General features: G+C 71.3%; 30 protein-coding genes and 1 tRNA gene. 9 read left to right on the top strand and 22 right to left on the bottom strand.

From position 1 onward, the window contains the following. Positions 1–385: 385 nt before the first annotated feature. Both ACFVFQ_RS34025 and ACFVFQ_RS34020 read right to left on the bottom strand, forming a co-directional pair. Positions 386–754, bottom strand: a complete 369-nt coding sequence (locus tag ACFVFQ_RS34025; RefSeq protein ID WP_383423603.1) for a hypothetical protein — start codon at positions 752–754, stop codon at positions 386–388. Positions 755–758: 4 nt separating this feature from the next. Beyond that, on the bottom strand, positions 759–1,394 hold the full coding sequence (locus ACFVFQ_RS34020; protein WP_383423601.1) for a hypothetical protein: 636 nt from the start codon (positions 1,392–1,394) through the stop codon (positions 759–761). A gap of 204 nt (positions 1,395–1,598) precedes the next feature. Between ACFVFQ_RS34020 and ACFVFQ_RS34015 the strand changes: the two genes are divergently transcribed. Beyond that, on the top strand, positions 1,599–2,924 hold the full coding sequence (locus tag ACFVFQ_RS34015) for a hypothetical protein (protein ID WP_383423599.1): 1,326 nt from the start codon (positions 1,599–1,601) through the stop codon (positions 2,922–2,924). Positions 2,925–2,927: 3 nt separating this feature from the next. Here the strand turns inward: ACFVFQ_RS34015 and ACFVFQ_RS34010 are convergent, their stop codons facing one another. Further along, positions 2,928–3,461: an NUDIX hydrolase gene (locus ACFVFQ_RS34010; protein WP_383423597.1), complete on the bottom strand. Its 534-nt coding sequence runs from the start codon at positions 3,459–3,461 to the stop codon at positions 2,928–2,930. A 281-nt stretch (positions 3,462–3,742) separates the two neighbouring features. Beyond that, positions 3,743–5,044, bottom strand: a complete 1,302-nt coding sequence (locus tag ACFVFQ_RS34005) for a peptidase S8 (RefSeq protein WP_383423595.1) — start codon at positions 5,042–5,044, stop codon at positions 3,743–3,745. Between the two features lie 431 nt (positions 5,045–5,475). Between ACFVFQ_RS34005 and ACFVFQ_RS34000 the strand changes: the two genes are divergently transcribed. Together ACFVFQ_RS34000 and ACFVFQ_RS33995 are read left to right on the top strand one after the other, a co-directional pair. Then, a complete protein-coding gene (locus ACFVFQ_RS34000; protein ID WP_383423593.1) occupies positions 5,476–6,303 on the top strand; it encodes a TrmB family transcriptional regulator in 828 nt (275 codons plus the stop codon). Positions 6,304–6,399: 96 nt separating this feature from the next. After that, on the top strand, positions 6,400–6,900 hold the full coding sequence (locus ACFVFQ_RS33995; protein ID WP_383423591.1) for an aminoacyl-tRNA deacylase: 501 nt from the start codon (positions 6,400–6,402) through the stop codon (positions 6,898–6,900). A 234-nt stretch (positions 6,901–7,134) separates the two neighbouring features. On the opposite strand, the gene ACFVFQ_RS33990 is transcribed toward ACFVFQ_RS33995, so the two are convergent. From ACFVFQ_RS33990 to ACFVFQ_RS33980, 3 genes are all read right to left on the bottom strand, one after another. Next, positions 7,135–7,977, bottom strand: a complete 843-nt coding sequence (locus ACFVFQ_RS33990; protein WP_376566340.1) for a YceI family protein — start codon at positions 7,975–7,977, stop codon at positions 7,135–7,137. A gap of 337 nt (positions 7,978–8,314) precedes the next feature. Further along, a complete protein-coding gene (locus ACFVFQ_RS33985; RefSeq protein WP_383423589.1) occupies positions 8,315–10,927 on the bottom strand; it encodes an MFS transporter in 2,613 nt (870 codons plus the stop codon). A gap of 29 nt (positions 10,928–10,956) precedes the next feature. Beyond that, positions 10,957–11,439 carry a MarR family winged helix-turn-helix transcriptional regulator gene (locus ACFVFQ_RS33980; RefSeq protein ID WP_383423587.1) on the bottom strand — a complete coding sequence of 161 codons (483 nt, stop codon included), beginning with the start codon at positions 11,437–11,439 and terminating at the stop codon, positions 10,957–10,959. A gap of 432 nt (positions 11,440–11,871) precedes the next feature. Here ACFVFQ_RS33980 and ACFVFQ_RS33975 point away from each other — a divergent pair, with 432 nt between their 5' ends. Further along, entirely contained in the window at positions 11,872–12,105 is a 234-nt protein-coding gene (locus ACFVFQ_RS33975; protein ID WP_383423585.1) for a hypothetical protein, read from the top strand. Positions 12,106–12,237: 132 nt separating this feature from the next. Here ACFVFQ_RS33975 and ACFVFQ_RS33970 read toward each other — a convergent pair whose 3' ends face one another. Continuing rightward, the gene (locus ACFVFQ_RS33970) at positions 12,238–12,708 is read right to left on the bottom strand and encodes a VOC family protein (protein WP_383423583.1); all 471 of its coding nucleotides are present in this window, start codon (positions 12,706–12,708) and stop codon (positions 12,238–12,240) included. Between the two features lie 220 nt (positions 12,709–12,928). On the opposite strand from ACFVFQ_RS33970, the gene ACFVFQ_RS33965 reads away from it, so the two are divergent. After that, positions 12,929–13,282 (top strand): UTRA domain-containing protein, encoded by a 354-nt coding sequence (locus ACFVFQ_RS33965; RefSeq protein WP_383423581.1) that lies wholly within the window; start codon positions 12,929–12,931, stop codon positions 13,280–13,282. A gap of 98 nt (positions 13,283–13,380) precedes the next feature. Here ACFVFQ_RS33965 and ACFVFQ_RS33960 read toward each other — a convergent pair whose 3' ends face one another. The 5 genes from ACFVFQ_RS33960 to ACFVFQ_RS33940 all read right to left on the bottom strand — a co-directional run bounded on the left by ACFVFQ_RS33960 (position 13,381) and on the right by ACFVFQ_RS33940 (position 16,954). Further along, positions 13,381–14,130, bottom strand: coding sequence for a hypothetical protein (locus ACFVFQ_RS33960; protein WP_383423579.1), 750 nt, complete (start codon positions 14,128–14,130; stop codon positions 13,381–13,383). A gap of 218 nt (positions 14,131–14,348) precedes the next feature. Continuing rightward, positions 14,349–15,188, bottom strand: coding sequence for an RNA polymerase sigma factor SigF (locus tag ACFVFQ_RS33955; protein WP_274914466.1), 840 nt, complete (start codon positions 15,186–15,188; stop codon positions 14,349–14,351). Between the two features lie 190 nt (positions 15,189–15,378). Next, positions 15,379–16,188 (bottom strand): RNA polymerase sigma factor SigF, encoded by an 810-nt coding sequence (locus ACFVFQ_RS33950; protein WP_066980274.1) that lies wholly within the window; start codon positions 16,186–16,188, stop codon positions 15,379–15,381. Between the two features lie 252 nt (positions 16,189–16,440). Continuing rightward, positions 16,441–16,734, bottom strand: a complete 294-nt coding sequence (locus ACFVFQ_RS33945; protein ID WP_383423577.1) for a Dabb family protein — start codon at positions 16,732–16,734, stop codon at positions 16,441–16,443. Positions 16,735–16,789: 55 nt separating this feature from the next. Beyond that, positions 16,790–16,954 (bottom strand): hypothetical protein, encoded by a 165-nt coding sequence (locus ACFVFQ_RS33940; RefSeq protein WP_274914463.1) that lies wholly within the window; start codon positions 16,952–16,954, stop codon positions 16,790–16,792. 634 nt (positions 16,955–17,588) lie between these two features. Between ACFVFQ_RS33940 and ACFVFQ_RS33935 the strand changes: the two genes are divergently transcribed. Together ACFVFQ_RS33935 and ACFVFQ_RS33930 are read left to right on the top strand one after the other, a co-directional pair. Next, complete coding sequence (locus ACFVFQ_RS33935) at positions 17,589–18,368, top strand: DUF2127 domain-containing protein (protein WP_383423574.1); 780 nt, start codon at positions 17,589–17,591, stop codon at positions 18,366–18,368. Positions 18,369–18,396: 28 nt separating this feature from the next. Further along, positions 18,397–18,891, top strand: a complete 495-nt coding sequence (locus ACFVFQ_RS33930; RefSeq protein ID WP_383423572.1) for a hypothetical protein — start codon at positions 18,397–18,399, stop codon at positions 18,889–18,891. 197 nt (positions 18,892–19,088) lie between these two features. On the opposite strand, the gene ACFVFQ_RS33925 is transcribed toward ACFVFQ_RS33930, so the two are convergent. From ACFVFQ_RS33925 to ACFVFQ_RS33915, 3 genes are read right to left on the bottom strand one after another with little or no spacing between them, the layout of a single operon-like run. After that, positions 19,089–19,523 (bottom strand): DMT family transporter, encoded by a 435-nt coding sequence (locus ACFVFQ_RS33925; protein ID WP_383423570.1) that lies wholly within the window; start codon positions 19,521–19,523, stop codon positions 19,089–19,091. Between the two features lie 2 nt (positions 19,524–19,525). After that, a complete protein-coding gene (locus ACFVFQ_RS33920; RefSeq protein WP_383423568.1) occupies positions 19,526–19,846 on the bottom strand; it encodes a DMT family transporter in 321 nt (106 codons plus the stop codon). Positions 19,847–19,865: 19 nt separating this feature from the next. Next, positions 19,866–20,027: a hypothetical protein gene (locus ACFVFQ_RS33915; protein ID WP_383423566.1), complete on the bottom strand. Its 162-nt coding sequence runs from the start codon at positions 20,025–20,027 to the stop codon at positions 19,866–19,868. Positions 20,028–20,595: 568 nt separating this feature from the next. On the opposite strand from ACFVFQ_RS33915, the gene ACFVFQ_RS33910 reads away from it, so the two are divergent. Then, positions 20,596–21,372 (top strand): SDR family oxidoreductase, encoded by a 777-nt coding sequence (locus ACFVFQ_RS33910; RefSeq protein WP_383423564.1) that lies wholly within the window; start codon positions 20,596–20,598, stop codon positions 21,370–21,372. A 54-nt stretch (positions 21,373–21,426) separates the two neighbouring features. On the opposite strand, the gene ACFVFQ_RS33905 is transcribed toward ACFVFQ_RS33910, so the two are convergent. The 4 genes from ACFVFQ_RS33905 to ACFVFQ_RS33890 form a co-directional block, all read right to left on the bottom strand. After that, positions 21,427–22,320: a LysR family transcriptional regulator gene (locus ACFVFQ_RS33905; RefSeq protein WP_383423562.1), complete on the bottom strand. Its 894-nt coding sequence runs from the start codon at positions 22,318–22,320 to the stop codon at positions 21,427–21,429. 211 nt (positions 22,321–22,531) lie between these two features. Then, positions 22,532–22,616: transfer RNA gene (locus ACFVFQ_RS33900), tRNA-Ser, on the bottom strand. Positions 22,617–22,705: 89 nt separating this feature from the next. Beyond that, entirely contained in the window at positions 22,706–23,206 is a 501-nt protein-coding gene (gene tadA, locus ACFVFQ_RS33895; protein ID WP_383423560.1) for a tRNA adenosine(34) deaminase TadA, read from the bottom strand. A 93-nt stretch (positions 23,207–23,299) separates the two neighbouring features. Beyond that, entirely contained in the window at positions 23,300–23,827 is a 528-nt protein-coding gene (locus ACFVFQ_RS33890; protein ID WP_383423558.1) for a hypothetical protein, read from the bottom strand. A 218-nt stretch (positions 23,828–24,045) separates the two neighbouring features. On the opposite strand from ACFVFQ_RS33890, the gene upp reads away from it, so the two are divergent. After that, complete coding sequence (gene upp, locus ACFVFQ_RS33885) at positions 24,046–24,681, top strand: uracil phosphoribosyltransferase (RefSeq protein WP_383423556.1); 636 nt, start codon at positions 24,046–24,048, stop codon at positions 24,679–24,681. An 85-nt stretch (positions 24,682–24,766) separates the two neighbouring features. Here upp and ACFVFQ_RS33880 read toward each other — a convergent pair whose 3' ends face one another. Together ACFVFQ_RS33880 and ACFVFQ_RS33875 are read right to left on the bottom strand one after the other, a co-directional pair. Then, positions 24,767–25,411: a LytR C-terminal domain-containing protein gene (locus tag ACFVFQ_RS33880; RefSeq protein ID WP_383423554.1), complete on the bottom strand. Its 645-nt coding sequence runs from the start codon at positions 25,409–25,411 to the stop codon at positions 24,767–24,769. A 109-nt stretch (positions 25,412–25,520) separates the two neighbouring features. Then, on the bottom strand, positions 25,521–25,817 hold the full coding sequence (locus ACFVFQ_RS33875; RefSeq protein ID WP_030084955.1) for a type II toxin-antitoxin system VapB family antitoxin: 297 nt from the start codon (positions 25,815–25,817) through the stop codon (positions 25,521–25,523). Positions 25,818–25,861: the final 44 nt, after the last annotated feature.

The raw sequence follows: 25,861 nt of genomic DNA, 5'->3' as shown, positions 1-25,861 counted from the left end.
GCCGCTTCAGTTGTTTATAAGAGACAGCTACACGCCCACGGCCGGGGGCCACTGCCGAGCCCCGGGGGGGGCTGATCCCCCCCGCCCACCCGCGCGGGCGCGCGGGCGGGGATGCGCGGCGCCTAGTGGGGAGCGCCTTCACCCTGTGCCTCCCTGCGCCCGGTGGTCGCCGTGGCCGTCCGGTCGCCCTCCGAACGGCTTCTCTCCGTTGACGAGTTGGTCGGTGCGGTCACTCCGCTCGCTCCACCAGGCCACCCCCTGCCGGTCGATGTGCGTCCCGTTCTCGTGCGCCGCGCGAACGCACGGCCTCGGATTGTTGCTGCCCTCGGGCCGCGTCGCGCCGCAGAGTGGTGGCCACTGCCGGCCCGGTTCCGCCGCGGTCATTTCACGCCGCCACTGGGACGCTGCCGCCGCCTGACGGAACCTCGACGCCGTGAATCCGCGTCGGCCCGACGTCGATCCCGCGCACCGCCAGGTAGAGCGCCCAACGCCGCTCCGCCTGCGCCTTGTTGGCCGGGTCACCGCCGGCCGGGCAGTGCGGTGCGGCGAGCACGTAGGGGCGCACGGGGGCGGGTGGGTCGAGGAGGGGCGCGTCGGCCGCGCACTCCGAGGCGTGCGGGCTCTTGTGGCGCGGGAGGTGCCTCGGACGCGAGGTGGTCGGGGCGGTGGCGGCGGGGGCGACGACGGCTCCGGCGCGGTGCCGCCCGCGCGCCGGGAACAGCCACGCCACGACGCGCAGGACGAGGTCGAGCATCTCTTCAACTCCCTTGGAGGGGAAACCGCGCCGGAACGGGCACGTCATCGTGGAGCGGATGCCGTCGCAACAGCACCCGGCAGTCCACCACCCGCGCCCGATCCTGGGCCTCCTCGGCGGCGGCCAATTCGGAGCGAAGCTGGGCGCACTCGGCGCAGGTATCTCCGCCGCGATCGTCGCCGTTGCGATGTTTGGTGTGGTTCCGGTAGTACGCCGGACCACGGTGGGGCTGTGTCGCTCGTGGATGCCGGCCGCCCATCAGCGCCGCATCACCGTTGGCCGTCGCGGCCAACGGTGCCCAGGAGAACAGCACCTGCGTACCGTGCCGACCGAGGTGATACAGCTCCGGGTAACGCAGCTCATGGTCCGGCGACAGAGCACTGGGCCACCGGGTGATGACCACGGAGATCTCCCCGCGCTCGGCCAGTTCGCGGACTTGGCACCAGCCGGACCGCTTCTGGGGTACCGGCTCGCCGTACGGGTCGGTGATCTGCGTGACGATCCGCAAGTCGCGTTGGTCGGCGAAGCCGTGCCCCTCGGAGACCGCTCGCATCACTGCGAGACCGGAGGAGTCCTGACGGCGGTCCACGCAGATGTAGAGAACGGCCGAGGGACGTGAACTGGTGCTGGGTTCGGGCATCGTGAGCCTCCTTGTCAGGGCGTGATCGAGCCTCGCGCCGCAAGGGCTGTAGCGACCGTGACTGCTTGCCCGGCGGCGATGAACAGAAGCATTGCGACGGCGGTGACGCCGACAAAGGCCCAGCTGATTACCCAACTTGGGTACCATCACGGGTGGTGGCGAATCGACGACAATGCGTAGCCCTCATCGATCGGAGCCTGCCTGATGCCGAAGCCGGTCCGTCCACGCGAGCTTCCTGCCCGACTGCTGACCAATCCGGAGATGATCAACGCCTGTCGGGTAAGGGACTTCAGCAGGGTCTTCCGCCTGATGAAGAGGTACGCGGGTGTCTATCCATCGATGATCGCGCGCCTGTGTGATCTGACGCCGAGCCGTGTGGCTGAGGTGGTTGCCGGCCAGCGCAGGTTGCGGCACATGGACGTGATCGAACGGGTTGCTGACGGGCTGCGTATCCCCGGGCATATGGTCGGGCTCGCCCGGCGCACGTGGGAGACGTCCGCGCCCCTCGAAGCGGCAGAGCGAGAGCCAGACCCCCAGGCGGCAGAACTGGAGCGGGCCAGTACGGCAGTTCTGCCGAGCCCCGAGGTGGACAGCATCCTCGCCTTGACTTCGGGTGCGCCCCCGAGTCGTTCCACTCTGCATGCCCTGCGGTCCTCGATCGAGGACTACTGGCGGCGAGACGATCAGCATGGTGGTGCGGCACTGAGGCCGGCAGTGGTCGGCCAACTGCGTTACGTGGAAGGCCTCTTGCGGAGCAATCTGCCGAATTCCGCCAAACATGAGCTGTATGGAGTTGCAGCCGAACTCGCACACCTCACCGGTTGGCTGCACTTCGATGCCCGCCAATACAGCCAGGGGCGCGCCTATTTCACACAGTCTTTGGAACTGGCCAAGGAAATCGACGACAGGCGGTTCATGGCCAACGTTCTGGCTTGTATGAGTTTGCAAGCGACCTATCAACACAAGCCTGGGGACGCATTAGCTCTGGTCAATGCGGCACAGGACGCGGCTTGCACGGCCAAGTCCGGTGTGACACCGCGTGTTCTCTCCATGCTGTCGATGCGGGAAGCGTTCGCGCATGCCACGGTCGGCAGCCGAACTGCCACTCATGCGGCGATCTCCGAAGCGCACCGGCAGTTCGAACGGATTGACACGAGTGACCCCGACCCGGCGTGGGTGACCTACTTCGATGAGCCCAAGCTCCTTGTGGACACCGGGATTGCTCACGGTCGGCTCGGAGAAGCTGCGACCGCCGAGCCCCTGATCGCAGCGGCCATGCGTCGGGAGAGCAGCGCCAATCGGCGAGGCCGCGCCTTCCACGGTTTCTGGCTGGCCCGCACGCAGCTGAATCTGGGGAAGTTGGAGCAGGCGTGCCACTCCGCTACCGGGGCTCTCGAATGCACATCTGCGGTCGCCTCCGAGCGACTGGCCAGCCATCTCAAGGAATTCCACGGTCAGTTGGCCGCCTACCGGCAGAAGCCCGCGGTGGTGGCGTTCGAGGCGCGTTTGAGGGAGGTTCTCTCCAACTGAGACTTATCGGACCGCTTCGTCCATCAGGAGGTACAGGAGCCCGACAAGGGAGCCGCTGCTCACGATCTCGTGGCGGTCGATCATGCCCCGGACGTCGGCGAGCGGGATCCATTCGATGCGGTCGGATTCGTTCTTCTCGGTGGGTGGCCCCACGTAGGTCGCCCCGTCGGCACGGAAGACGTGGTGCTGTGAATCCGTGATCCCGTTGGCCGGCTCCGCGTAGATGAGGGGCTTCATCGGCTCTGGGCGCCATCCGGTCTCCTCAAGAACCTCACGGGACGCTGCTTCCTCGGGGGTCTCCCCTTCCTCTATGAGCCCCATGGGCAACTCCCATGCCCAGGTATCCGTGATGAAGCGGTGCCGCCACATCATCAGAACCTCACGTCTGTCATTGAGCACGGCGGCCACCGCCAGGTGTCGCAGTCTGACGACGTGGTGCTCCCAACGGCGTCCGTCGGGTTGCTGAACGTCCACGAGGCACAGGTTCACCCAGGGATTCGTGTAGATCTGCCGTTCGCCATGGGTTTTCCACTGCATGAACGCCGCCTCTCTCGCCTGGTGGCGTCCAGCATCTCAGACGAGAGTTATGCCCTTCGTCGTGCTTCATCGGCTGCGGCTCCGGGCCGGTGTCCTGATGGGCAACTCGACAACCAGGCCGACTGGACTGTCCGTTGCACGGAACAAAGCGTGCCCCCGGACCGTTCGGGACGGTCCGGGGGCAGGTGGGGCGTCGCAGCCCGGTTCGTTGGACGGGCGCCGGGCTGCGACGGTCGGGGGGTGGCCCTGCCCAGGGGTGGGTCAGGTCGCCGGTGGGTGGGTTACTTGGTGAAGGCCGCGGTGCCGTTCGGGGTGCCGAGGCCGGTCGGGCCGTCGTAGCCCTTGCCCGCCGTGCAGAGGTACGACGGGTTGCAGGAGCCGTTGGCGCCGCTGGTGACGTCGTTCAGCGAGGAGGCGTGGCTGTACGGGTACGAGGCCGGGGTGTCGCCCGAACCCGGGGCGCCCGCCAGGGCGTAGACGCCGGCGATGAACGGGGAGGACGCGCTGGTGCCGCCGTAGACGTTCCAGCCGCTGGCCTGGTAGCTGTCGTAGACCGCGAGGCCGGTGGCCGGGTCGGCGACCGCCGCCACGTCCGCGACGGTCCGCTTGGCGCAGCCGGTGTCCTTCTGCCAGGCCGGCTTGGCGTCGTACTTGGAGCAGCCGGAGCCGGCGCCGTTGCCGCCCGCGCTGGCGCCCCACACCGACTCGCTCCACCCGCGAGTGGAGCTGTCCTTCTTCAGCGAGGTGCCGCCGACCGCGGTGACGTACTGCGAGGCCGCCGGGTACTCCACGCCGTAGCCGCTGTCACCGGAGCTGACGGTGATCGCGACGCCCGGGTGCTTGAAGTACTGGGTGTCGGAGGTGGCGTCCGTGGAGTCCTCGCCGCCGCCGTAGCTGTTGGAGACGTACTTGGCGCCCATGGTGACCGCGCGGTTCACCGCGGCACCCAGGTCGGGCATGTTGGCGCTGTTGGCCTCGACCAGCAGGATGTGGCACGAGGGGCAGGCCGCGCTGACCATGTCGACGTCGAGCGAGATCTCACCGGCCCAACCCGCGTCGGCCTTGGGGTACTTGGTGCCGCCGTTCTGGTCGACCTTCTTGAAGCAGCCGTTGGCGGTGGTGCAGTCCGGCAGGCCGTACTGCTTGCGGTAGGTCGCCAGGTCCTTCTCGGCGTTGGGGTCGTCGTAGGCGTCGACGATCGCGACCGTCTGGCCCGAACCGCCCGTCTTGGGCAGTTTGTAGGCGCTCTGCAGGTCGCTGGGGCCGAGGCCGGAGGGGGTCGCGTGCGGGGCGAGGGCCAGGCTCTGCTTGACGTCCGTACGGGCCACCGAGTTGCACGCCATGACGCCGGGCTTGGTCGGCTGGGCGCAGAGGCGGTGGGTGGGGACGGCGGCGGTACCGGACGCGGAGGGGGACGCGTGCGGGGCGGCCGGGGCCGGGGCGGCGCCCGCCGGGACGGCGGCGATCAGGCCGCCGACGATGAGGGTGGCTGCCGAGAGCAGCGCGGGGGCGCCCCGGCGCAGCAGTCCTCGGGAGCGGTCCGCTCTGTCGCTGTCCGCCGTGCTCTTTCGCAGGGAAGGCAAGGGATTGACCTCCGTGGGGGAGAGGGGCCGGCGGCCGACGTGGTGCGACAGCCGGGTGGGGGGGGGTGCCGGTGCGGTGCTGTGGCGCGGTCGTGCCGTGGTGCGGGTGGTGCCGGCGGCGGAGGTCCGTGGGGGGAGCCCGCCCCGGAGTTGCGCACCTGGACGTCCTGTCGCGCACATGACATCCCGTGATGGGTCGTCATGGTGCGGATGGGGCGTCCAGCCCCCCGTGGGGCATGAGAGCAACTCCGGTGGTGCGTCGCGCACGTGCACTCGGTAGGTGCCACCCCGGTCAGTGGTGGCTTTCTAGGAACGTAGTGAACACACCGTCAAAGGGACACCGGGTTACGGCAAAGCCTTCCCCTGGTCCGGTGCCAACTCCCCTGTGGACAACGGCCCGTCACCTCGATGGGGCGGCTACCTTGTGCCCCATGGAGTGGGAAGAGGACGCGGTCGGCAACCTGGTCGCGCTGGGGTTGGCCCGGTACGAGGCGCGGGTCTACCTCGCCCTGGTCAAGCGCGAGTCGTTCACCGCCGCCGAGGTGGCCCGCGAGGCGGACGTGCCGCGCCAGCGGGTGTACGACGTGCTGGACGCCCTCGTCCGCCGCCGGTTGGCCAACGCGCACGCGGGCCGGGTGGCGACGTATTCGGCCGTCGCGCCCGAGCTTGCCGTCACCCGGCTGATGGCGCTGCAACGGGAGTCCCTGGAACGGCTGGAGCGCGCCTCCGGCACCCTGGCCGCCGCCCTCCAGCCGCTGTGGGCGGACGGCCGCGGCCACTCCGATCCGCTCGACTACGTGGAGGTGCTGCGCGATCCCGCGGTGATCTCCGAGCGGTTCGCCGACATCCAACGGCAGGCCCGCCGTGAGCTGTTGAGCTTCTGCAAGCCGCCGTTCGTCGCCCCGGCGGAGAACGCCGAGGGCATCAGGGCGGCCCGCCGGCTGCACCGCGCCGGCGGCACCATACGGGCGATCTACACCTCCGGCGCCCTGGAGGACGCCGGCATGCTCGCCAACGTCCGCAGCTTCGCCGCCGCCGGCGAGGAGGCCCGCTTCACCGACGACCTGCCGCTCAAACTCGTCATCGCGGACGCCTCGTTGGTGCTCTGCGACATGCCCGACCCGGTCGCCGGCGCCGGCTCCACCACCGCCCTGGTCATCGAGCACCCCGCCCTCGCGGCCTGCCTGCGGCTGGCGTTCCTGGCGGTGTGGGAGGGCGCGGCAACGGCCCCGGAGCCCCGGGAGGCGCTGCGGTCGTAGGGCGGACATGCCCTAGCCGATCCGTGGCCGGGATGCCGTGGCCGGGATGCGCTGGCCGGGAGTCGTCCGTTGATTTCCGGCCACTACGCTCGGACCATGGCCGCCGAACCTACCCCCGCCGCAACGACCGTCCCCGCCACGCCCGTTGAGCTGCTGGCCGCCCGGGGCGTCTCCTTCGCCGTCCACGAGCACCCCGGCAGCGCCGACCCGGCCGAGGTCTGTGCGGCGCTCGGGGTGGCGCTGGCCGAGACGGTGAAGACGCTGGCGTTCGAGACGGCCGACGGGCACCTGGTGCTGGCGGCGTTCCCCGGCCACGCGCGGCTGAAGTACGGGGCGTTGGCCCGGGCGGCCGGGGTGCGGCGGGCGGAGCTGGCGCCGGCCGGGGTGGCGCGGCTGGCGGCGCTGGGGATGGCGCCCGGCGGGGTGTGCCCGGTGTCGGCGGACGGGGCGGCGGTGGTGGTGTTCGACGCGGCGGTGGCCCACATGGGGACCGTGCACTGCGGGAGCGGCCGGCCGGACCGGACGATCGAGGTGGCGGCGGGGGAGCTGGCCGCCGCGGTTCCGGGCGCGCGCTGGGCGGAGATCGCCGCGGGGTGAGTTCGGGCGGGCCCGCCGGCGTACGACCCCGGGCGCACAAGCCAACGGGCGGCCCCGGCGGCATGGTTGCCACCGTGACCGCCCTGTGGTCATCACGCGCACGGACGCACGTCGAGGCGTCGGGAACGAGGCCGTCAAGGCGTCGTGAAGAGGGTCCGTCAAAGCGCCGTTCCAGCCCCCGGGGCGCCGAGCAGACCCCAACCCACCGGCCAGACCCCCAACCCACCGACCAGATCAGGCCATCGGCAGGCTCTCGCCCTGGACGGCCTGGATGTCCAGTTCGACCTTCAGGGTGGTGCCGATCGCCGCGATGCCGGCGGCCACCACCTGGTTGTAGTTCATCTTGAAGTCCTCGCGGTGCAGTTCGGCGGTGGCGCGGAACGCCGCGCGGACGCCGCCCCACGGGTCCGGGCCGGTGCCGAGGTAGCTCAGGTCGAGGTCGACCGGGCGGACCACGCCGCGCAGCGACAGCTCGCCGTGCACCGTCCAGCGGTCCGGGCCGGCCGGCGTCAGGCCGTTGCTGCGGTAGCTGATCTGCGGGTACACCTCGACGTCGAGGAAGTCGTCGTTGCGCAGGTGGCCGTCGCGCATGCCGTTGCCGGTGTCGATCGAGGCGGCGTTGATGACCGCCTCCACGCGGGACTGCTCGACGTCCTCGGCTATCACGATCCGGCCGCTGAACTCGGTGAACCGGCCGTGCACGCTGGAGATCCCCAGGTGCTGGGCGACCGCGGCCACCGTGGAGTGCATCGGGTCGATGGTCCAGGGGCCGGGCGGCGGCAGCTCCACACCGCCCTGGCGGGCCAGCACGATGGTGCCGACGTCCATCCGGCCGCTGGCCGTGACGATCGCGCTGGAGGCGACCGGTGCGTAGCCGACGGCGGTCACGATGACCGTGTACGGGCCGGCGGGCAGCGGCTCCGCGCTGCGCACCGCACCGTCCTCGTCGGCGCCCGCGCGCAGCACCTGCGCGCCCGTCATGTCGGTGACGGTCAGCACGGCGTGCTGTACCGCCCAGCCGTCCCGCGTGCGGACCTGCGCCCGTACGCCCGCAGCTCCCGCGCCCGTCGAAGTCATGTAGGTGCCTCTCCCGTTCAGTGCCGGTGCGTGCCGCTGAGGTGCGGCCCGTACCGTTCCTGTCCGTGCCTGTGTCCGTGTGAGCTCCCCCGACTGCCGCCGGGGGCCGGGCCGTTGGCCCGGGTGCGCCACCGCGTCCGGCCCCGGTGGATGCCGTTCCCCGGCCGGTCGGTGGTGGGGGCGGACCCCGGCGGCGGTGTGCAGGCCGTCCCCTGCCTGTGCGCAGCGCCGCCGCCGGAGTCCTGGGGTCCGGGCCGGGGCGCGTCTCCGCTCAACGCGCGCCCCGGTCCGGGGTCTTGTGCCCGGGCCGCCGCTCTCGCGCGGCCCGGGCCCGGGATCAGTCCCCGGGGTGGGCGAGCTGGACGTCGTAGCCGTCCACCCCGCGGGCGTCGACGACCAGGCCGGCGGCGATCGGCGGGTAGCCGCTCGCGATGACCGTGTAGTCGCCGGCGTCCAGGTCGGTGAAGGCGTAGGCGCCGTCGTCGCCGGTGGTGGAGGTGGCCACGACGTTGCCCGCCGCGTCGACCAGGGTGACCCGGGCGTCGGCCAGCGGGGCGCGGTTGGCCCCGGCCCGCACGACGCCCTGCACCCGGGCGCCCGACAGCAGCTCGATCTCGGTGCGGGTGGTGCCCTGGCCGCCGACCTCGACCGGCTGCGCGGTGGGCCGGAAGGTGGCCGCGTTGACGGCGATGGTGTAGGTGCCGGGGGCCAGCTCACCGAAGGAGAAGGAGCCCTCGGGGGAGGTCTGCCCGGTGGCCAGCACCTCGCCGCGGACGTCGGTGACCACGACCATCGCGCCGCTCACCGGCTCGCCGGTGACCGCGCTGCGCACCTGGCCGAGCAGCCCGCTGGTGCCGCTGAGCAGGATGTCGAAGCCGTGCGGCGCCTCGCCGACGACGACCGTGGACGCCTGCGGCTGGTGGCCGTCGGCCGCCGCGATCAGCACGTAGGAGCCGGCGCCGGGGGCCTGCAGCGCGTACGAGCCGTTGGCCTGGGCGACCGAGCGGCCCAACTGCCGGCCGCTGAGCGAGATCAGGGTGACCGCGGAGCGGGGCACCGGGTGGCCGTCGGCGTTGCGGACGAAGCCGTGGATCGAGGGGCCGCCCGGGGTGGCGTCACCGCCGCCGGCGGACGCGAACGCCGCCAGGGGCTGGGCCGCCGGGGCGGACTGGGCCCACGACGGGGTGTGCAGCCCGTCGTCGTCGGATATGGACGGGGCGGCGCCGACCAGGGCCGGTTCGCGCTCTTCCACCGGGGCGGCGGGCGCCTCGGCGGACGAGGCGAGCGGGGCCGGCGCCTGGGCCGCCGCGGGGGACTGGGCCGTGTCGCCTTCGCCATCAGCGGCGAGGGCGCGCTCCGTACCGGACTTGCTGCGCAAGGCGACCTCCTTGATGAACAGGGTGAGGATCAGGGCGAGAAGAGCGCACGGGGCGGCGTAGAGGAAGACATCGCCGACGCCGTGTCCGTAGGCGTCCTCCATGATCGACCGGATCGGGGCCGGCAGCGTCGACAGGTCGGGAATGCCCTCGCTGCTGCCGCCACCGTGGCTCGCCGCCGCGGCGGCCTTGGGCCCGAGGGCCGTCAGACCGTCGGTCACGTAGTGCGTGACCCGGTTGGCGAGCGCCGCGCCGAGCGCCGAGACGCCCACCGCACCACCGAGGGTACGGAAGAACGTCACCAACGAGCTGGCGGATCCGATGTCTTGGGGCGCGACCTGGTTCTGGGTCGCCAGCACCAGGTTCTGCATCATCATGCCGACGCCGAGGCCCATCAGCGCCATGTAGATCGCCGAGTGCCAGTACGGGGTGTCCGCGCGCAGCGTGCCCAGCAGGCCAAGGCCGGCGGTGAGCAGCACGCCACCGCTGACGAGGAAGATCTTCCAGCGGCCGGTGCGGGTGATGATCTGGCCGGAGATCATCGACGACAGGAACAGGCCCATCACCATCGGGATGGTCATGACGCCGGACATCGTCGGGGTCTTGCCGTGCGCGAGCTGGAAGTACTGCGAGAAGAAGACCGTGCCGCTGTACATCGAGACGCCGACGAACAGCGAGGCGACGGCGGCCAGCGTGATCGTCTTGTTCCGGAACAACCGCAGCGGGATCAGCGGCTGTTCGACCTTGGTCTCCACGACCACGAAGACGAGGGCGAGCAGGATCGCGCCGCCGACCATCGCGTAGGTCTGCCAGGAGATCCAGTCGTAGTTCTTGCCGGCCAGCGTGACCCACACCAGCAGCAGGGTGACCGCGGCGGCGATGAAGAACGAGCCGGCCCAGTCGACCTTGACGCCCTCGCGCTTGATCACCGGCAGCTTCAGCGTCTTCTGGAGCACGATCAGCGCGATCACCGCGAACGGCACGCCGACGTAGAAGCACCAGCGCCAGCCGAGCCAGCTGGTGTCGGTGATGACGCCGCCGAGCAGCGGCCCGCCGACGGTCGCGACGGCGAAGGTCGCGCCCAGGTAACCGCTGTACCGCCCGCGCTCCCGCGGGGAGATCATCGCGGCCATCACGATCTGCGCCAGTGCGGACAGACCGCCCACGCCGATGCCCTGCACCACGCGGCAGGCGATCAGCATCCCGGTGTTCTGCGACAGCCCCGCGACCACCGACCCGCCGACGTAAATGATCAGCGCCACCTGCACGAGCAGCTTCTTGCTGAACAGGTCGGAGAGCTTGCCCCACAGCGGCGTGGTCGCCGTCATGGCCAACAGCGAGGCGGTGACGACCCAGGTGTAGGCGCTCTGCCCGCCGCCGAGGTCGTGGATGATGTGCGGCAGCGCGTTGGAGACGATCGTCGACGACAGGATGGCGACGAACATGCCGAGCAGCAGCCCGGACAGCGCCTCCATTATCTGACGGTGCGTCATGGGGCCGTCATGGGAAGCGCCGTGGCCGCCCCCATGCTTGGCATGCCCGCCCCGCACACCGGCTGGTGAGGTCGTAGCCATGTGGTTCCTTACTTCCTTTACTTCGCTTCTCATCCGGCTGCGGGAGTGCGGGTGGTGGTGGGGGATTCGTGAGGTGCCCGGGTGCGGCAGTCGCCGAAGCTCGTGCGGAGCCTGGCGAGCAGCTCGACAAGGTGCCCGACGTCGGTGTCGGTCCAGTCATCCAAGTACCGGGCGAGCGTCTGGGTGTAGCGCTCGGAGAGCTCCGCCAGGAGCTCCCTGCCCTTCGGGGTCAGTCGCAGCAGCCGTGACCGCTTGTCCGCCGGATCGGGCTTCCGCTCGATCCAGCCGCGCTCAGCGACGTGCGCGACGTGCCGGCTGGTCACCGACATGTCGATCGCGAGCAGCTCGGCCAGCTGGCTCATCCGCATCTCGCCGTGCCGGTCGAGGAGCGTGAGCACCCCGGCCGACGCCGGCGGGCAGTCCTGGGGCAGGATCCGCCCCATTTCCCGCTTGACGGCCCCGACGGCGCTGAGTTGCCGGGCCAGCTCTTCGTACTGACTGTGAGCGGCCACCGGCTCCTCCACGCCTCTTCACCTGCGCAACCTTCGCGGTGTTTTGTTGCTTGGGGCAACCATAGGCAAAGTTGGTTGCTGAAGGCAAACGATTTGGGGGCCGCCAGGGCATAGGAAACGCAAAGTCTGAGCCAGTCACGAGTCAACAAAACCGTCTTGCGACGTAAAGGTGCTGGTCAATGCGGTACGCGAGCCGCCCGTCGCCGTCCCTGCACCCTTTGCGCCACCCTGCCCCTCGGCGCCCGCCGCCGCCCTCACGCCACGTACGCCCCGCCGCACGCCCCGTAAGCGCCGCAACTCCGCCCCGTGATCGACGACTTACCGCTCCGTGAGCGCGCCCACCGCCCCCACTTCCCCCCGCCCCCGCACGCGCGCGCAGGATACGCGCCCCAGGGGTGCCCCCCGGGCCGGGGTTCGCTAGGGTCCTTCCCCATGGCGACCAACCCGCAGCACCAGGCCGACGGCAACTACGACCCGGCGGGCAGCACGCAGATGTTCCAAGCCTTCGTCAACGAGGGCGGCACACCCCAGGCCGGCGCCCCCCAGGGCACCCGTCGGGCCCCCGCCCCCCAGCCGGCATCGAGCGGCCCCCGCGTCGGCCTGATCGTCGGCGTGGTCGTCGCCCTCGTGGTGGTGGCCGCCGCGGCCTGGCTGGCACTGGGCTGACGGTCCGCGAAGGCCGGGGCGTCGACCACCGCCCGACGCCCGCCCGCGCCCAACGAGCCACCCCCGCCGCCGAGTCCGACGCCGCACCGGCCCCTAAGCCCCTCGACGGCGGGCCCTCCCCCGCTCCGCAACTCACCCCTTCGCGGCCGCCTCCATCGCCGCGATGTCCAGCTTCCGCATCCCCAACACGGCCTGCATCACGCGCGTCGCGCGGCCCCGATCGGAGTCGTTGAGGATCTCGGCCATCCCCTCGGGCGTGATCTGCCAGGACAGCCCGTACTTGTCCTTGAGCCAGCCGCAGGGCCCCTCCTCGCCGCCCTCGGAGAGCCGGCCCCAGTAGTAGTCGATCTCCTCCTGATCGGCGCAGCTCACGGCGAACGAGACCGCCTCGTCGAAGGTGAACTGCGGCCCGCCGTTGATCGCGATGAACTCCCGCCCGTCCAGCACGAATTCCACGGTCAACACGGTCCCGGCCGGCCGCGGCCCCGCCTCCGTGTAATGCGTGACGTTCCTGATCTCCGAGTTCGGAAACACCGAGCAGTAGAACTCGGCGGCCTCCAGCCCCTGAGTGTCGAACCAGAGGCTGGGCGTGATCTGCGGCATGACGCACTCCTGATGACGGGTCCGGACCCCCGGACGACTGCGGTCGATTGACGACTCGAAACGAGCCGCCCTCTGTATCGACCGCCACACCCCACGGGACTCATCGCCATTTCGAGTGGGATTTCGCCGAGGCCGCGCCCGCTCCCCTCGCGGACGCTGCCACCCACCGCGTGAGCCGCCACGCCAACCGGGGCACCTATAGCCCCGGAGGGGAGGCCGTATGACTACCAACGGCAACGGCAACGGCCGCCGGCCAACGCTGCTGCGGCGACGGGGTGTTCAACGTCTGGCGCGCGAGCAGTGGGGAGAAGGGCGGTCCATCTGGGCGGCCGACATCGGTGACCGGGAGCTGGTCGTCGATCAGGTCAGCGTCACCGAGGCGCCGGCGCCCGCGCGGCGATCGCCCAAGAGGACGCCGGCCCCGGTCGAGGCGGACCGGCTGAGGCTCGGCGCGGGCACGCCCGTGATCGTCATCGTCCGCACCGCCTTTGCGGACGGCGGCCGCCCCGTGGAGGTCAACGAGATGATCCTGGACTCGGCCGCGTACGTGCTGGAGTACGACGTGGAGGCGTAGCGGTGGACGGGCGGTCGCTCAAGGGCTCCTCGTGCACCGCTCGTTGTCGTCGGCAATTGGCCGAAAAGCATCGGCAATGAGCGCCAACTCACCGCCCGCTACTTCCACTTGAAGGTCACCTCCTTGGTGTCCAGGTGCATGCCCAGGGGGACCCGCCAGGCGTCCACGCACACCCGCCAGGTGGCGGTCTTCGGCTTGCCGGGGGTGAGGGGGAGCGGGAGCGGGCGGGTGGAGTGGAGGGTTGCCCAGTCGACGCCGAGGGGGCCGATGACGTGGCTGCCGAAGGCGACGGTGCCGGTGGTGACCGGTTGGGGGCCGGTGTTGAGGAAGTCGATGGTGATCCGTTGGCACCAGCGGACGTCGGTGTCGGCGAGCGCGGGCTTGCCGACGACCAGGCCGGCGGGGGCGTCCGGGCCGGCCGGGATGGTCGGGGAGGGCGGTGTGGGGGAAGGGGAGGTGGGCGGCGGGCCGGGTGAACCGGTGGGTGGGGGAGCCGAGTTGGAGTCCTGGCCCGGGGTGGGGCTCGCGGGCGGGGCGGCCGGTGGGTCGGCCGGGCTCGGCGGTGGGGCGGCGCTCGTCGCGCCGGGGGAGGGGGCGTCGCCACCCGGGCCGGTGGGCGGGCGGGGGTGTGCGGTGGCGTCGTTGCCGCCGCTGTCGCCGTCCAGGGGCGTCAGTTGGACGCGCCCCGGTGGGTGCGCGGCGCGCGTCGGTGCGGCGCCGTCCGAGGGGCCGGCCGCGCCTACCGCGGCATAGCCGGAGCCGGCCGCGCTGCCGCAGCCGGTGAGGAGGGCGCCCAGGCAGCACACGGCCGCCGAGGCGGAGGCAACAGTCATGGTCCGTCGCGTCATGGGGTACCTCCCAGCGAGGGCTGGGGGTCAGTGTTCCTGACGCAACGTCAAGTGTGAAGGTGTGGGCGTGAGTTGGCGCGCGAAGTGGGGTCTGGGGTCACGGCGCGCGGCCGGTGGTGCGGAGCCGGACCGGCATCGTTGCGCGGTGCGCTCTCCCCTTGCTGTCCGCCGAGCGACCCGGAGCGGCTGTTGCCGACTGCCCCTCGGCGGACCGTTCCTCAGTCCGAGATGAGTCCCTCGCGCAGCTGCGACAGCGTGCGGGTGAGCAGCCGGGAGACGTGCATCTGGGAGATGCCGACCTCCTCGCCGATCTGGGACTGCGTCATGTTGGCGAAGAACCGCAGCATGATGATCTGCCGTTCCCTGGGCGGGAGTTTGGCCAGCAGCGGCTTGAGGGACTCGCGGTACTCGACGCCCTCCAGCGCGCTGTCCTCGTAGCCGAGGCGGTCCGCGAGGGAGCCCTCGCCGCCGTCGTCCTCGGGCGAGGGGGAGTCGAGCGAGGAGGCGGTGTAGGCGTTGCCGACCGCCAGGCCGTCGACGACGTCCTCCTCCGACACCCCCAGGCACAGGGCGAGTTCGGGCACCGTCGGCGACCGGTCCAGCTTCTGGGAGAGCTCGTCGCTGGCCTTGGTGAGGGCCAGCCGGAGCTCCTGGAGGCGGCGCGGGACGCGGACGGACCAGGACGTGTCGCGGAAGAAGCGCTTGATCTCGCCGACCACGGTCGGCATCGCGAACGTCGGGAATTCCACCCCGCGTTCGCAATCGAAACGGTCGATGGCTTTGATCAGGCCGATGGTGCCGACCTGGACGATGTCTTCCATGGGCTCGTTGCGGCTGCGGAAGCGGGCCGCGGCGTAGCGCACGAGCGGGAGGTTGAGTTCGATGAGCGTGTCGCGCACGTACGCGCGCTCCGTGGAGTCCTTGTCGAGCGTGGCGAGCCGCAGGAACAGGGACCGGGAGAGCGAGCGGGTGTTGATGGCGTCGACGTCGTCATGCACGTGTGGTGCTGGCGCGGGAATCGCGGGAAGCACCTTTGAGCTGCCCAGTTCTACGGACATGCCACCCCCTTGAGGTCGCGGACGGGTCGCTGCGGCGCCCCCGGCCCAGGGTGGACCGAGGAGTCGTACCTCCACCTGAATACCGGAGGCAGCACCACGGCAAACGCGGTTCCTGCAGAATGTCACATGTCGGCAACACGCTGTAGCGTCTTGTCGACATATCCGTGCAGGAACGGGTCGCCCGTGCCGGTTAGGCGTCGATCCTGTTTGCGGATCGCAGTCGGGCGAAGCTCCGCGACAGTAGCCGGGACACGTGCATCTGCGAAACCCCGAGCTCCGCGCTGATCTGTGACTGCGTCAGATTGCTGTAGTAACGGAGCAGGAGGATGCGCTGCTCGCGCTCGGGGAGTTGGACGAGGAGGTGCCGGACGAGGTCCCGGTGTTCCACGCCGGCGAGTTCGGGGTCCTCGTAGCCGAGGCGGTCCAGCAGGCCGGGCAGTCCGTCGCCCTCCTGGGCGGCCTCCAGCGACGTGGCGTGGTACGAGCGGCCGGCCTCCAGGCAGGCCAGCACCTCGTCCTCGCCGATCTTGAGGCGCTCGGCGATCTCCGCGGTGGTGGGGGAGCGGCCGTGCAGCACCGTGAGGTCCTCGGTGGCGCCGTTGACCTGCACCCACAGCTCGTGGAGGCGGCGCGGGACGTGCACGGTGCGGACGTTGTCGCGGAAGTAGCGCTTGATCTCGCCGACGACGGTGGGCATGGCGAAGGTGGGGAACTGCACGCCGCGGTCCGGGTCGAAGCGGTCGATGGCGTTGATCAGGCCGATGGTGCCGACCTGGATCACGTCCTCCATGGGCTCGTTGCGGCTGCGGAAGCGGGCCGCGGCGTAGCGGACCAGGGGGAGGTTGGCCTCGATCAGCGCGGCACGGACGCGGGAGTGCTCGGGGGTGCCGGGTTCCAGGCCCGCCAGCTCGGCGAAGAGCACCTGCGTCAGCGCCCGGGTGTCCGCGCTACGGCTCTCGCGGGCCGGAGCCTTGGGCGCAGTACGGGCCGTCACGGTCACGCCACCCTTCACAGTGCAGGTATCGCTGCATGTATCGCGTATCGCATGTATCCGGCAAAAGCGGTCATAGCATCACAAGACATGTGCACTGTGTGCAAGCACCCCATAACGCCGTGTTGAAGAGAGAGTTGGCGGCGTACGGGGGTCGTGCGGGGCGGGGTGCGAAGGGTGGTCCGAGGGCACGACGAAGCCCCCCGCCGGGGGCGAGGGGCCGGGGTGCGGGCGGCGGTGGAGGGTCGCCGCGGGCGCGGTTTAGAACTCGTAGTCGGCGATCACCCAGGTGGCGAATTCGCGCCACTGGGCGGCGGCCGCCTGGTGGGCCGGGTGCTCCAGGTAGCGCTTGAGGTCGTCGGCGTTGGCGACGGCCGAGTTGACCGCGAAGTCGTGGGCGATCGGGCGGTCGGAGATGTTCCAGCCGCACTCCCAGAACGTCAGCTCCGGGATCGCCTTGCCCAGTTCGGCGAAGGCGCGTGCGCCGGCCAGGACCCGCTCGTCGTCGCGCGCGACGCCCTCGTTGAGCTTGAACAGGACCAGGTGGCGGATCACGACGGCCTCCGTGCGGCTCGGCGGTGCGCAGCCGGTCCGGCGGGCCGACTGGGACCTAACTGACTAGTTGGGTCATGAACTCGCCGACGCTGTGGGCGGCGGTCGAGATGCCCTCGAACCCTATCTGGACGAGCCCCGCGGCCTTTTTGGGGGTGGCGATGATGGTCCAGAGCACGAAGATGATGACCACGTACATCGCGACTTTTTTCGCTGTCGCCATCTCTTCCGTCTCCCCTACGGCAATCCTGGCGCCCCTGTGGCGCCTCCCGGGGCGCCGGCTCGGTGGCCGCCCCCGCTCCCGGTGCGTCGGGCGAGTGTAACCACAGGCGTTCGACCCGGCGAGGCGCAACGGGTCGCCCGGCCCCGGCCTTCACGCCGGTCTTATGGACCAAAGGCCCCCCAAACAGGGCCCTTCGCCCGCCTGTTGGGGCGATCGGGGCACGGCACGATGGGGGCACGAGGTCACGCGGATCTGGCAGGAATTCGCGAGGCCCCGGGACCAGGTCTCACTGCGGGGTCCGGACCGTGCGCCCCCTGACGCGCACGGCACCGGCCACGGGACCCGGTTCTCATCGGGGGAGGCGGTCCGTCCCCCTGGCTCGCCTCCCCCGTCCCACCCCGCTCGCACGCGTCCACCGCGCCCCTCTCCGCGCGCCGTGTGCTTTTGCCGGTCGGTCCCGCCGGCAACCTCCGGGTCGTTCTCGTCGTCCCTCTCCCCGTAAGGCATCCCCGTACGCCGCGGGTTGCGCATGTACGCGACAATCACGCGGCACGGAGCGCGGGGCGACCGTGGCGGTCGACCGCCACGGCGCGGGCCCGCGCGGGACGACGAGAGGAACTCGGGGCTTACGACGATGAGCATCGACTGGAACCGGCGCACCTGCGCCCGGCGCGGTCACACCACCTATCTCCCGCACGAGGAGCACCTCCAGGCGAAACTGCACGCCGCCACCGCGCTGGGCACCGCCTGGCGCTGTCTGCGCTGCGGCGACTTCGTGCTCGGCGAGCCGGCCGCCACCGGACCGGCCGCCGGTGCCCCGCTGGTCCCGCGCGGCAAGGTGTTGCGCGACCTGTTCATCCTGCGCTTCCTGGCCGTTGAGCGGGCGGTGCGCGGGGTGTTCATCGTGCTGGCGGCCCTCGCCGTCTGGCAGTTCAGCAACAAGCAGGACGCGGTCCGCCAGTTCTTCGACAAGAACCTCAACGTGATCCGCCCGGTGGCGGACCACTTCCACTACGACCTCGACCACTCGCCGGTCGTCGACACCATCCGGAAGACCTTCGGCTACCACCACTCCACCCTGGTGCTGGTCGCCGTGGCCCTCCTGGCGTACGCCCTGATCGAGATCGTCGAGGCCGGCGGCCTGTGGGTGGCCAAGCGCTGGGCGGAGTACCTGACCGTGGTGGCGACCGCGGCGTTCCTGCCGCTGGAGATCTACGAACTGACCGAAAAGGTCAGTTGGTTCAAGATCGCTGCACTGGTCATCAATATCCTCGCGGTGCTCTACATCGCGTTCGCCAAGCGGCTCTTCGGGCTGCGGGGTGGCCGCGTGGCCTTCGACGAGGAGCGACAAAGCGCCTCCTTGCTGGAGGTCGAGACGTCCGCCGGGACGCCCACACCGGCCCATAATGGCTGAACGCACCGTACGAGGGGGAAAGCCACCCATGCGACCGAAGCTCATCAACTCCGCGCGCCGCCAGTCCGGTTCGGCGCGCATACCCGCCCGCCGGACCGCGGCCCGCCGCCGCCCGGCGGTCGTCCTGGCGCTGCTGTTCGGCCTGCTGGCCGCCGCGGCCGGCCCGGCTGCCGCCGCCGGCCTCGCCGACGCCGCCGCGGCCCAACCGGTCGTCGTGAGCGCCGGGCAGGCCGCGCCCGCCGCCCATCCGGCCGCCGACGCCGGCATGCGCGTCGCCGCGGCAGCCGAGGCGACGCCCATGAAGTGGCGGCACACCACGCACGCCTCGCACGGCAGCAGCTACCACCACGTCACGCACCAGGCGTCGTACAGCTCGCACGGCAAGCCGAAGAAGAAGATGGGCTTCTTCAAGAAGCTGGGCATCTTCCTGATCGTGATCATCGTGGTGATCATCGTCATCGTGATCCTGGTGATCTGGATGATCGTGCACTTCATCCGGAAGGCGTTCCGCCGCCGGGGCTGACGCCCCGTGCCACCGCGCACCACGGGGGCGGCCGGAGCCCACAACGGGCCCCGGCCGCCCTCGTTTTCGCCCCCGTTTTCGTCCCTGGACCGCGCTCCGGCGCGCCGCGGAGGTCGCACCAGCGTGACGTCATGGCCCTGCTGGCGCACACCGAGGGCGAGTTGGGCCCGCCCCAACGCGGGGGCGGGCCGACCGCCTTAGGCCAAGGGGTGGGAGGCGGTCTCGGCCTCCGGCTCGGAGGAGCCGTCGAGGACGGGCTCGTCCTTGGGCTCCTCGGAGGTGAGGTGGAGGCCGATCACGCCCCCGATGATGGCGAGGAAGCAGACCACCTTGCCGAGCGTGATCTGCTCGCCGTACAGCACCGCCGCGAGGAGGACGGAGCCGACGGCACCGATGCCGGTCCAGACCGTGTAGCCGATGCCGACGTCGATGGTTTTCAGGGCGAGGCTGAGGAGGTAGACCCCGCCGCCGCCGGCGACGACGGTGAGGAGCGACGGGACGAGCTTGGTGAAGCCGTCGTTGGCGCCGGAGCTCAGGGCGAAGACCACCTCGATCGCCGCGGCGATCAGGAGCAGCGTCCAGGCGGTCGCTGCGCTCTGCTTCTTGGGGGTCGGCTGCTGGGGAGCGCTCATCGTCACACCCCCGACAGGGTCTTGAGGCCGACGACGCCACCGATGATGGCGAGGAAGCAGACCACCTTGGCCGGGGTGATCTTCTCCTTGAAGATCAGCGCCCCGAAGACCACCGTGCCGACTGCTCCGATGCCGGTCCAGATCGGATAGCCGACCCCCACGTCCAGGGTCTTGAGTGCCAGGCTGATGAAGTAGATGCCGCCGACGACGCCGACCACGGTGATCAGCGACTCCTTGAGCTTGGTGAAGCCCTGGGAGGCGCTCGCGCCGAGCGCGAAGATGATCTCGAAGACGACGGCGAGTGCTAAGGAGAACCAGGCCATGGTGGTGAAGGTGTTCCTCTCAGACGGTTGACGCTCGGGCTGGGGCCTCGTCGGCCAACGACCCACTGCCCGCGACCACATCGTGGTCGGCGAACATACCGGGATGCTTGGCGCGCATCCGCTGAAGCAGCAGGTCGAAGGGGACGTCTGCGTAAGCGCCGTAGTCCGTCAGGAATTCCATCCGGGCGCGTCCTGCCCGTAGTACGGGTGGTAGAGGCTGCCCGACGTGCCGTCGAACTCTTCGCCGATACCGCTCTTTGTCGAATGGTCGCCCGCCGCCGACGCGGACCCTGCGGGTCGTTTGCCGGCTGTGCGGGCGCTGCCGCTTGGGTGCGTTGCGACTTTACGGGTGCCACCATTTCCGGGCCACTACTCGTTCAAGTGAGGGGACCCACTCCTCACTTGGATAGACGGGTGGTGGCGCAGCATGCGGCCCGATGACGCCCGGCACCGGCAACGAGCGCACGGCACGCACGGCACGCACGGCAGGAACTCCCGCCCGCTCACCGCCAGTTGACCGCCCCGACGCGTCACGAACGCACCGCCCGACCCGCCATAGGAAACCCCTATACCCCCTGCTGCTATTTGGTCTTTGCCCCGCGTTCTTTGCCGGACCTACCGTGAAACGGCGCGCTGAGACGCGCACAGTCAATTCCCCCCAAGGCCCGCGCTCTCCGCGCGTCGCCCCTTATTCGGCATGCAGCCGTCGAGCAGACGCTTACCCCATCGAGAGGACCAGTGACCTCACCATGACCACCATCGAGAACGGATCGGGAAAGCGGGAACTCGCCGGAAAGCGGGCCCTGGTCACGGGCGGCACCCGCGGAATCGGCGCGGCCGTCGTGCGCCAACTCCTGGACGCGGGCGCCCGGGTGCTCACCACCGCCCGGTCGGCGATGGGCACGGCGCCCGAGGGGGCCGCCTTCGTGGCGGCCGACGTGCGGACGCGGGCCGGCGCGCAGGAGCTCGCCGCGGCCGCGCAGGACCTGCTCGGCGGGGTGGACGTCCTGGTCCACAACGCGGGTGGGGCGCAACCGCACCAGAGCGCCGCGGCCATCCCCGACGAGGAGTGGCAGGACGCGCTGGACCTGAACTTCCTGGCGGCGGTGCGACTGGACGCGCTGCTGACACCGGGGATGCGGGAACGGCGTTCGGGGACGATCGTGCACGTCTCCTCGGCCGCGGTCCGCACCCCGGTGGGCCAGTTCCTGCACTACACCACGGCAAAGGCCGCGCTGGAGAACTACAGCCGGGGCCTGGCCCTGGAGTTGGCCCCGCGCGGAATCCGGGTCAACACCGTGACGCCCGGCCGGGTCGCCACCCCAGGCGGCGAAGCGACGCGGGAACAGTGGGCGCGCCTGAACGCGGCGCCGGGCCAGACCAACGCCAACGACACCCCGCCACTGGGGCGCGAGGGCCAACCCGACGACATCGCCCACGCGGTGCTGTTCCTCGCGTCCGAGCGCGCGAGCTGGCTGACCGGAAGCAACCTCGTCGTGGACGGCGGCGAATTCCCCCGGGGCTGACGACAGAATCCCCAACACCGCCACCAGTCAAAGGAATTCACCAACCCCCACCCACTACACCGGTGCGGAGAAGGCAGGTTGGGCCCAGATCTCCTGACGCAGAAAGGCGAGCAGGGCCGTCTCCGCCGGGCCCGCGCGGTGCCGGAGCACGGCGATGACGGGGTGGGAGACGGCCGGGAACACCGGTCGCACGAGGTGCGCGTAACCGTGCGGCACCGCGGAGGCCGGAACGAGCGTCGCCCCCAGCCCGTGGGCGGCCCAGCGCACCGCCGTCGCCGTCTGGGACACCCGGGCGGCCGTGGTCGGGGCGAGCCCGTGGTCCCGCGCCACCTCCGACAGCACGCCGTCGAGCGCGCTGTCGCGGTCGAACCGCACCCACGGCTCCCCGGCCAGCTCCCGCAGCTCGACCCGGTCCGCGGCGAGCTGCGGGTGCCCGGCGCCCAGCACCACGACGAACTCCTCGTCGCCGAGGTGGTGGGCGTCGGCGGGGCTCCGCTGGCACGCCGCCATCAGCGCGAGGTCCAGCACGCCCCGGCGGCACAGCCGCTCCAACTCGGCGGAGCTCGGCTCCTCGAAGACGGTGACCTCCAGCCGCGGGAAGCGACGGCGCAGCGCGCCCAGCGCACCGGGCAACTGCCGCGTGCCGAAGCCCATCTGCACCGCGACCACCAACTCGCCCACCAGCTCCTCGGCGCCGGCCCGCGCCGTCGCCCGCGCCCGCCGCGCCGCGCTCACCGCGACCTTTGCGTCCCGCAGGAACGCGCGGCCGACCGCGGTGGGTACCAGCCCGGTCGGCGTGCGCGCGAACAGCTCCACGCCGAGCTCCCGCTCCAGGCCGCGGATCTGCTGCGACACCGACGGCTGCGCGACGTGCAGCCGCTCCGCGGCCGCCGTCACCGACCCCTCCTCGGCAACGGCCAGCGCGTACTCGAACTGACGAAGACTCATCGACTGCCGCCCCTTCGCGCGACGACCGCGGCCCCACGGCCCTCGCCGTCATGGCCGGCAACCCGATCCCGCCGGCAAAGATTCCCCCACCGTCGCGGCACCAACACCCCTGCCACGCAAGGGAGATGAGAAGAAGCCGGACCGGCCGCCGCACCACCACGCACAACACCCCCCTGACCTGTGTTTCCACGGATCAGAGGGGTGTCTCCGGCGGTAGCGGAGGGATTTGAACCCTCGGTGACTTGCGCCACACTCGCTTTCGAGGCGAGCTCCTTCGGCCGCTCGGACACGCTACCGAGACAGAGCTTAGCCCAAAGGGGCCCGTCTGCCGAAATCGACTCGTGGGTCGGTGGTCCGACGCGGTCCCGGCGGGGCCCGACGGCGGTCAGCGGTCGCGGAAGAAGGCGGTGAGGAGGGCGGCGCAGTCGGCCTCCAGGACGCCGGTGATGACCTCGGGGCGGTGGTTGAGGCGCCGGTCGCGGACCACGTCCCACAGGGAGCCGACGGCGCCGGCCTTGGCGTCGCGGGCGCCGTAGACGACCCGGTCGACGCGGGAGAGGACGAGGGCGCCGGCGCACATCGTGCACGGTTCGAGGGTGACCAGGAGCGTGCAGCCGGTCAGCCGCCACTCCCCGACGGCCTCGGCCGCGGCGCGCAGCGCGAGGACCTCGGCGTGTGCGGTGGGGTCGCCGGTGGCCTCGCGCTCGTTGTGTCCGGTGCCCAGGACCGTGCCGTCGGCGGACAGCACGACGGCGCCCACCGGGACGTCGCCGGTCCCGGGGGCGCGGGCGGCCTCCGCCAGCGCCCGGCGCATCGGCCCGATCCAGGGATCGCGCAGCGGGTCGGGCGGGGCGGCGGGCGGGGTGACGGAGGGCGGCACGGTCATGCCCCCAGTGTCGGGGACGGTGGGGTGGGGTGGGGCCGGGCCCGGGGGAGCGTGGGCCCGGCGGGGCGGTAGTTCCCGGCGGTGGCCGGGGGATCAGCGGACGGCCTCCAGGAGTTCGGAGCAGCCCAGGGCGTCGGCGATCTCGCTGAGGGCGTCGCCTTCGAGGGTGCGCAGCTCCCGTTCGCCGACGCCGATGTCCTCCAGGAGCTTGGCGTCGCCGAGCGGTCCCGCGGCGACCGCGGGGGTCTCCTCGGCCGTCGCCTCGGAGTCCTCCGCCGGGTCCGGTTCGCCGTCCTCGGTGCCGTCCAGGTCGAGCAGGTCGAGGTCGTCCGCGTCGTCGGCGTCGCGGCCGAGGAGTTCGTCGGTCAGCATCGAGCCGTACGAGCTCCTGGCGGCCGCCGCGGCGTTGGACACATAGACCCTCGGGTCGTCCTCACCGTCGATCCGGATGACGCCGAACCAGGCGTCCTCCTGCTCGATCAGGACCACCACCGTGTCGTCTTCGACCGCTGCGTCTCGGGCCAGGTCGGCCAGATCGGTCAGCGTTTCCACATCGTCGAGCTCTGTATCGCTCGCTTCCCACCCGTCTTCGGTGCGCGCGAGCAGTGCGGCGAAGTACACCGTGACTCTCCCACTGGTCAGGGGCGTGCCGGGTCGGGCGGGGCGGCGCTGCACGCCGCTGCTCCCCGCCCCTTCGGAATCGTGGCAGAAACAACGCGTCTGCGCGCCGTCTTCGACACTGCGTCGTGCGGACGTTGTGAGAGATGTCGCTCACGTGCCGGAGCGTGGGCGGTGCACGGCGGGCGCCGGGCCCCCGTGGCTCGGTTACTGTCGATGTCATGCGGATCCACGTCGTCGACCACCCGCTGGTGGCGCACAAACTCACCACTCTGCGCGACAAGCGCACCGACTCCCCGACTTTCCGGCGGCTCGCCGACGAGCTGGTCACCCTGCTCGCCTACGAGGCCACCCGTGATGTGCGCACCGAGCAGGTCGACATCGAGACGCCGGTCACGACGACCACCGGCGTGCGGCTCTCCCACCCGCGCCCCCTGGTCGTGCCGATCCTGCGGGCCGGGCTGGGCATGCTGGACGGCATGGTCCGGCTGCTGCCCACCGCCGAGGTCGGCTTCATGGGCATGGTCCGCAACGAGGAGACCTACGAGGCCCACACCTACGCGACGCGGATGCCTGACGACCTGTCGGGGCGCCAGGTGTACGTCGTCGACCCGATGCTGGCCACCGGCGGCACCCTGGTCGCGGCGATCAAGGAACTGATCAAGCGCGGGGCGGACGACGTCACCGCGCTCTGCCTGCTGGCCGCGCCCGAGGGCGTCAAGGTCATGGAGCGCGAGCTGGCCGGGACGCCGGTGACGGTGGTCACCGCCGCCGTCGACGACCACCTCAACGCGGACCGGTACATCGTGCCGGGCCTGGGCGACGCCGGTGACCGGATGTACGGCACGGCCGGCTGACCCGAACCGACGCGGACGCGCCGCGGCCCCGCGCCCTTCCTGGGCGCGGGGCCGCGGCGCGTCGTGCGGGGGCCGCCGGGGGGGGTCAGCACCTGGCGGCGACCGGTTGCCGGGCCGGGCCGGCCAGTTGGGCCTGGGCCCTGGCGGCCTGCTGCGGGGTGGCCAGGTCCTTGAAGGCGTCGCCGATGACCAGGTCGAGGTCGGCGCCCGTGCGGTCGTCGGTCTTGAGCTGCGCGCCGGCGAGTTGGGTGGCCAGCACCTTCAGCGGTCCGGTGGCGGCGGCCTTGGGGCCGAGCAGTATCCCGGCGCCGGGCACCTTCTTGTCGTAGTCGGCCGGGGCGTTGCCCACCTTGCCGATCCGGAAGCCGCGCCTGTGGAGCTCGTCGGCGGTGCGCTTGGCGAGGCCGGCGCGGGGGGTGGCGTTGTAGACGTTGACGGTCAGGGACGCCGGGGCGGGCGGCTTCGCGGCGGTCGGTGCGGTGGTGCGGTGAGCCGTCGCGCCGCCGTGTGCGCACGGTCTCTTGTCCTGCGCGGCCTGGGCGGTGCTGCCCGGTCCGCCGAAGACGTCGATGAGCTGCAGGGTTCCCCAGCCGATCAGCCCGAGGGCGCAGGCGCCGGCCATGATGCCGAGAACGATGCGGCGACGGTGGCGGGGGCGGCGCATCCGTGGATACCTGTCGCCCGTGATGCGGTACTTACCGCCCATGCCGGGAGGCGTCAGCATGCTCATGGCCGCAGCGTAGTGCCGGGCGCGTGCCGTGCCTACTAGATGATCTGTGCGTTGTCTGCGCGGAACCCGAGTGGGCCAATTCCGGCCGGAGCGGCGGTGGTAGCGCCGGTCAGCCGAGTTCGAGGACGCGGGCGTGCAGCACCTGGCGCTGCTGTAGAGCGGCGCGGACCGCCCGGTGCAGACCGTCCTCCAGGTAGAGGTCGCCCTCCCACTTCACGACGTGGGCGAAGAGGTCGCCGTAGAAGGTGGAGTCCTCGGCGAGCAGCGTTTCGAGGTCTAGCTGCTGCTTGGTGGTCACCAACTGGTCGAGGCGTACCGGGCGCGGGGCGACGTCCGCCCACTGGCGGGTGCTCTCCCGGCCGTGGTCGGGGTACGGCCGCCCATTTCCGATGCGCTTGAAGATCACACGGAAAGCCTACCGGGCTGGAGGCACCGGGCGCAGCCAGGAAG

The organism is Streptomyces sp. NPDC057743 (genome assembly GCF_042798755.1).
GTDB lineage: Bacteria > Actinomycetota > Actinomycetes > Streptomycetales > Streptomycetaceae > Streptomyces.
The sequence above is the reverse complement of the archived record's forward strand: the minus strand, read 5'-3'. Positions and strand labels throughout refer to the sequence as shown.

Coding starts and splice junctions, on each gene's coding strand:
- ACFVFQ_RS34025 (WP_383423603.1), bottom strand. CDS start 754: ATGCTCGACCTCGTCCTGCGCGTCGTGGCGTGGCTGTTCCCGGCGCGC.
- ACFVFQ_RS34020 (WP_383423601.1), bottom strand. CDS start 1,394: ATGCCCGAACCCAGCACCAGTTCACGTCCCTCGGCCGTTCTCTACATC.
- ACFVFQ_RS34015 (WP_383423599.1), top strand. CDS start 1,599: ATGCCGAAGCCGGTCCGTCCACGCGAGCTTCCTGCCCGACTGCTGACC.
- ACFVFQ_RS34010 (WP_383423597.1), bottom strand. CDS start 3,461: ATGCAGTGGAAAACCCATGGCGAACGGCAGATCTACACGAATCCCTGG.
- ACFVFQ_RS34000 (WP_383423593.1), top strand. CDS start 5,476: ATGGAGTGGGAAGAGGACGCGGTCGGCAACCTGGTCGCGCTGGGGTTG.
- ACFVFQ_RS33995 (WP_383423591.1), top strand. CDS start 6,400: ATGGCCGCCGAACCTACCCCCGCCGCAACGACCGTCCCCGCCACGCCC.
- ACFVFQ_RS33990 (WP_376566340.1), bottom strand. CDS start 7,977: ATGACTTCGACGGGCGCGGGAGCTGCGGGCGTACGGGCGCAGGTCCGC.
- ACFVFQ_RS33985 (WP_383423589.1), bottom strand. CDS start 10,927: ATGGCTACGACCTCACCAGCCGGTGTGCGGGGCGGGCATGCCAAGCAT.
- ACFVFQ_RS33975 (WP_383423585.1), top strand. CDS start 11,872: ATGGCGACCAACCCGCAGCACCAGGCCGACGGCAACTACGACCCGGCG.
- ACFVFQ_RS33970 (WP_383423583.1), bottom strand. CDS start 12,708: ATGCCGCAGATCACGCCCAGCCTCTGGTTCGACACTCAGGGGCTGGAG.
- ACFVFQ_RS33965 (WP_383423581.1), top strand. CDS start 12,929: ATGACTACCAACGGCAACGGCAACGGCCGCCGGCCAACGCTGCTGCGG.
- ACFVFQ_RS33960 (WP_383423579.1), bottom strand. CDS start 14,130: ATGACGCGACGGACCATGACTGTTGCCTCCGCCTCGGCGGCCGTGTGC.
- ACFVFQ_RS33955 (WP_274914466.1), bottom strand. CDS start 15,188: ATGTCCGTAGAACTGGGCAGCTCAAAGGTGCTTCCCGCGATTCCCGCG.
- ACFVFQ_RS33940 (WP_274914463.1), bottom strand. CDS start 16,954: ATGGCGACAGCGAAAAAAGTCGCGATGTACGTGGTCATCATCTTCGTG.
- ACFVFQ_RS33935 (WP_383423574.1), top strand. CDS start 17,589: ATGAGCATCGACTGGAACCGGCGCACCTGCGCCCGGCGCGGTCACACC.
- ACFVFQ_RS33930 (WP_383423572.1), top strand. CDS start 18,397: ATGCGACCGAAGCTCATCAACTCCGCGCGCCGCCAGTCCGGTTCGGCG.
- ACFVFQ_RS33925 (WP_383423570.1), bottom strand. CDS start 19,523: ATGAGCGCTCCCCAGCAGCCGACCCCCAAGAAGCAGAGCGCAGCGACC.
- ACFVFQ_RS33920 (WP_383423568.1), bottom strand. CDS start 19,846: ATGGCCTGGTTCTCCTTAGCACTCGCCGTCGTCTTCGAGATCATCTTC.
- ACFVFQ_RS33915 (WP_383423566.1), bottom strand. CDS start 20,027: ATGGAATTCCTGACGGACTACGGCGCTTACGCAGACGTCCCCTTCGAC.
- ACFVFQ_RS33910 (WP_383423564.1), top strand. CDS start 20,596: ATGACCACCATCGAGAACGGATCGGGAAAGCGGGAACTCGCCGGAAAG.
- ACFVFQ_RS33905 (WP_383423562.1), bottom strand. CDS start 22,320: ATGAGTCTTCGTCAGTTCGAGTACGCGCTGGCCGTTGCCGAGGAGGGG.
- tadA (WP_383423560.1), bottom strand. CDS start 23,206: ATGACCGTGCCGCCCTCCGTCACCCCGCCCGCCGCCCCGCCCGACCCG.
- upp (WP_383423556.1), top strand. CDS start 24,046: ATGCGGATCCACGTCGTCGACCACCCGCTGGTGGCGCACAAACTCACC.
- ACFVFQ_RS33880 (WP_383423554.1), bottom strand. CDS start 25,411: ATGAGCATGCTGACGCCTCCCGGCATGGGCGGTAAGTACCGCATCACG.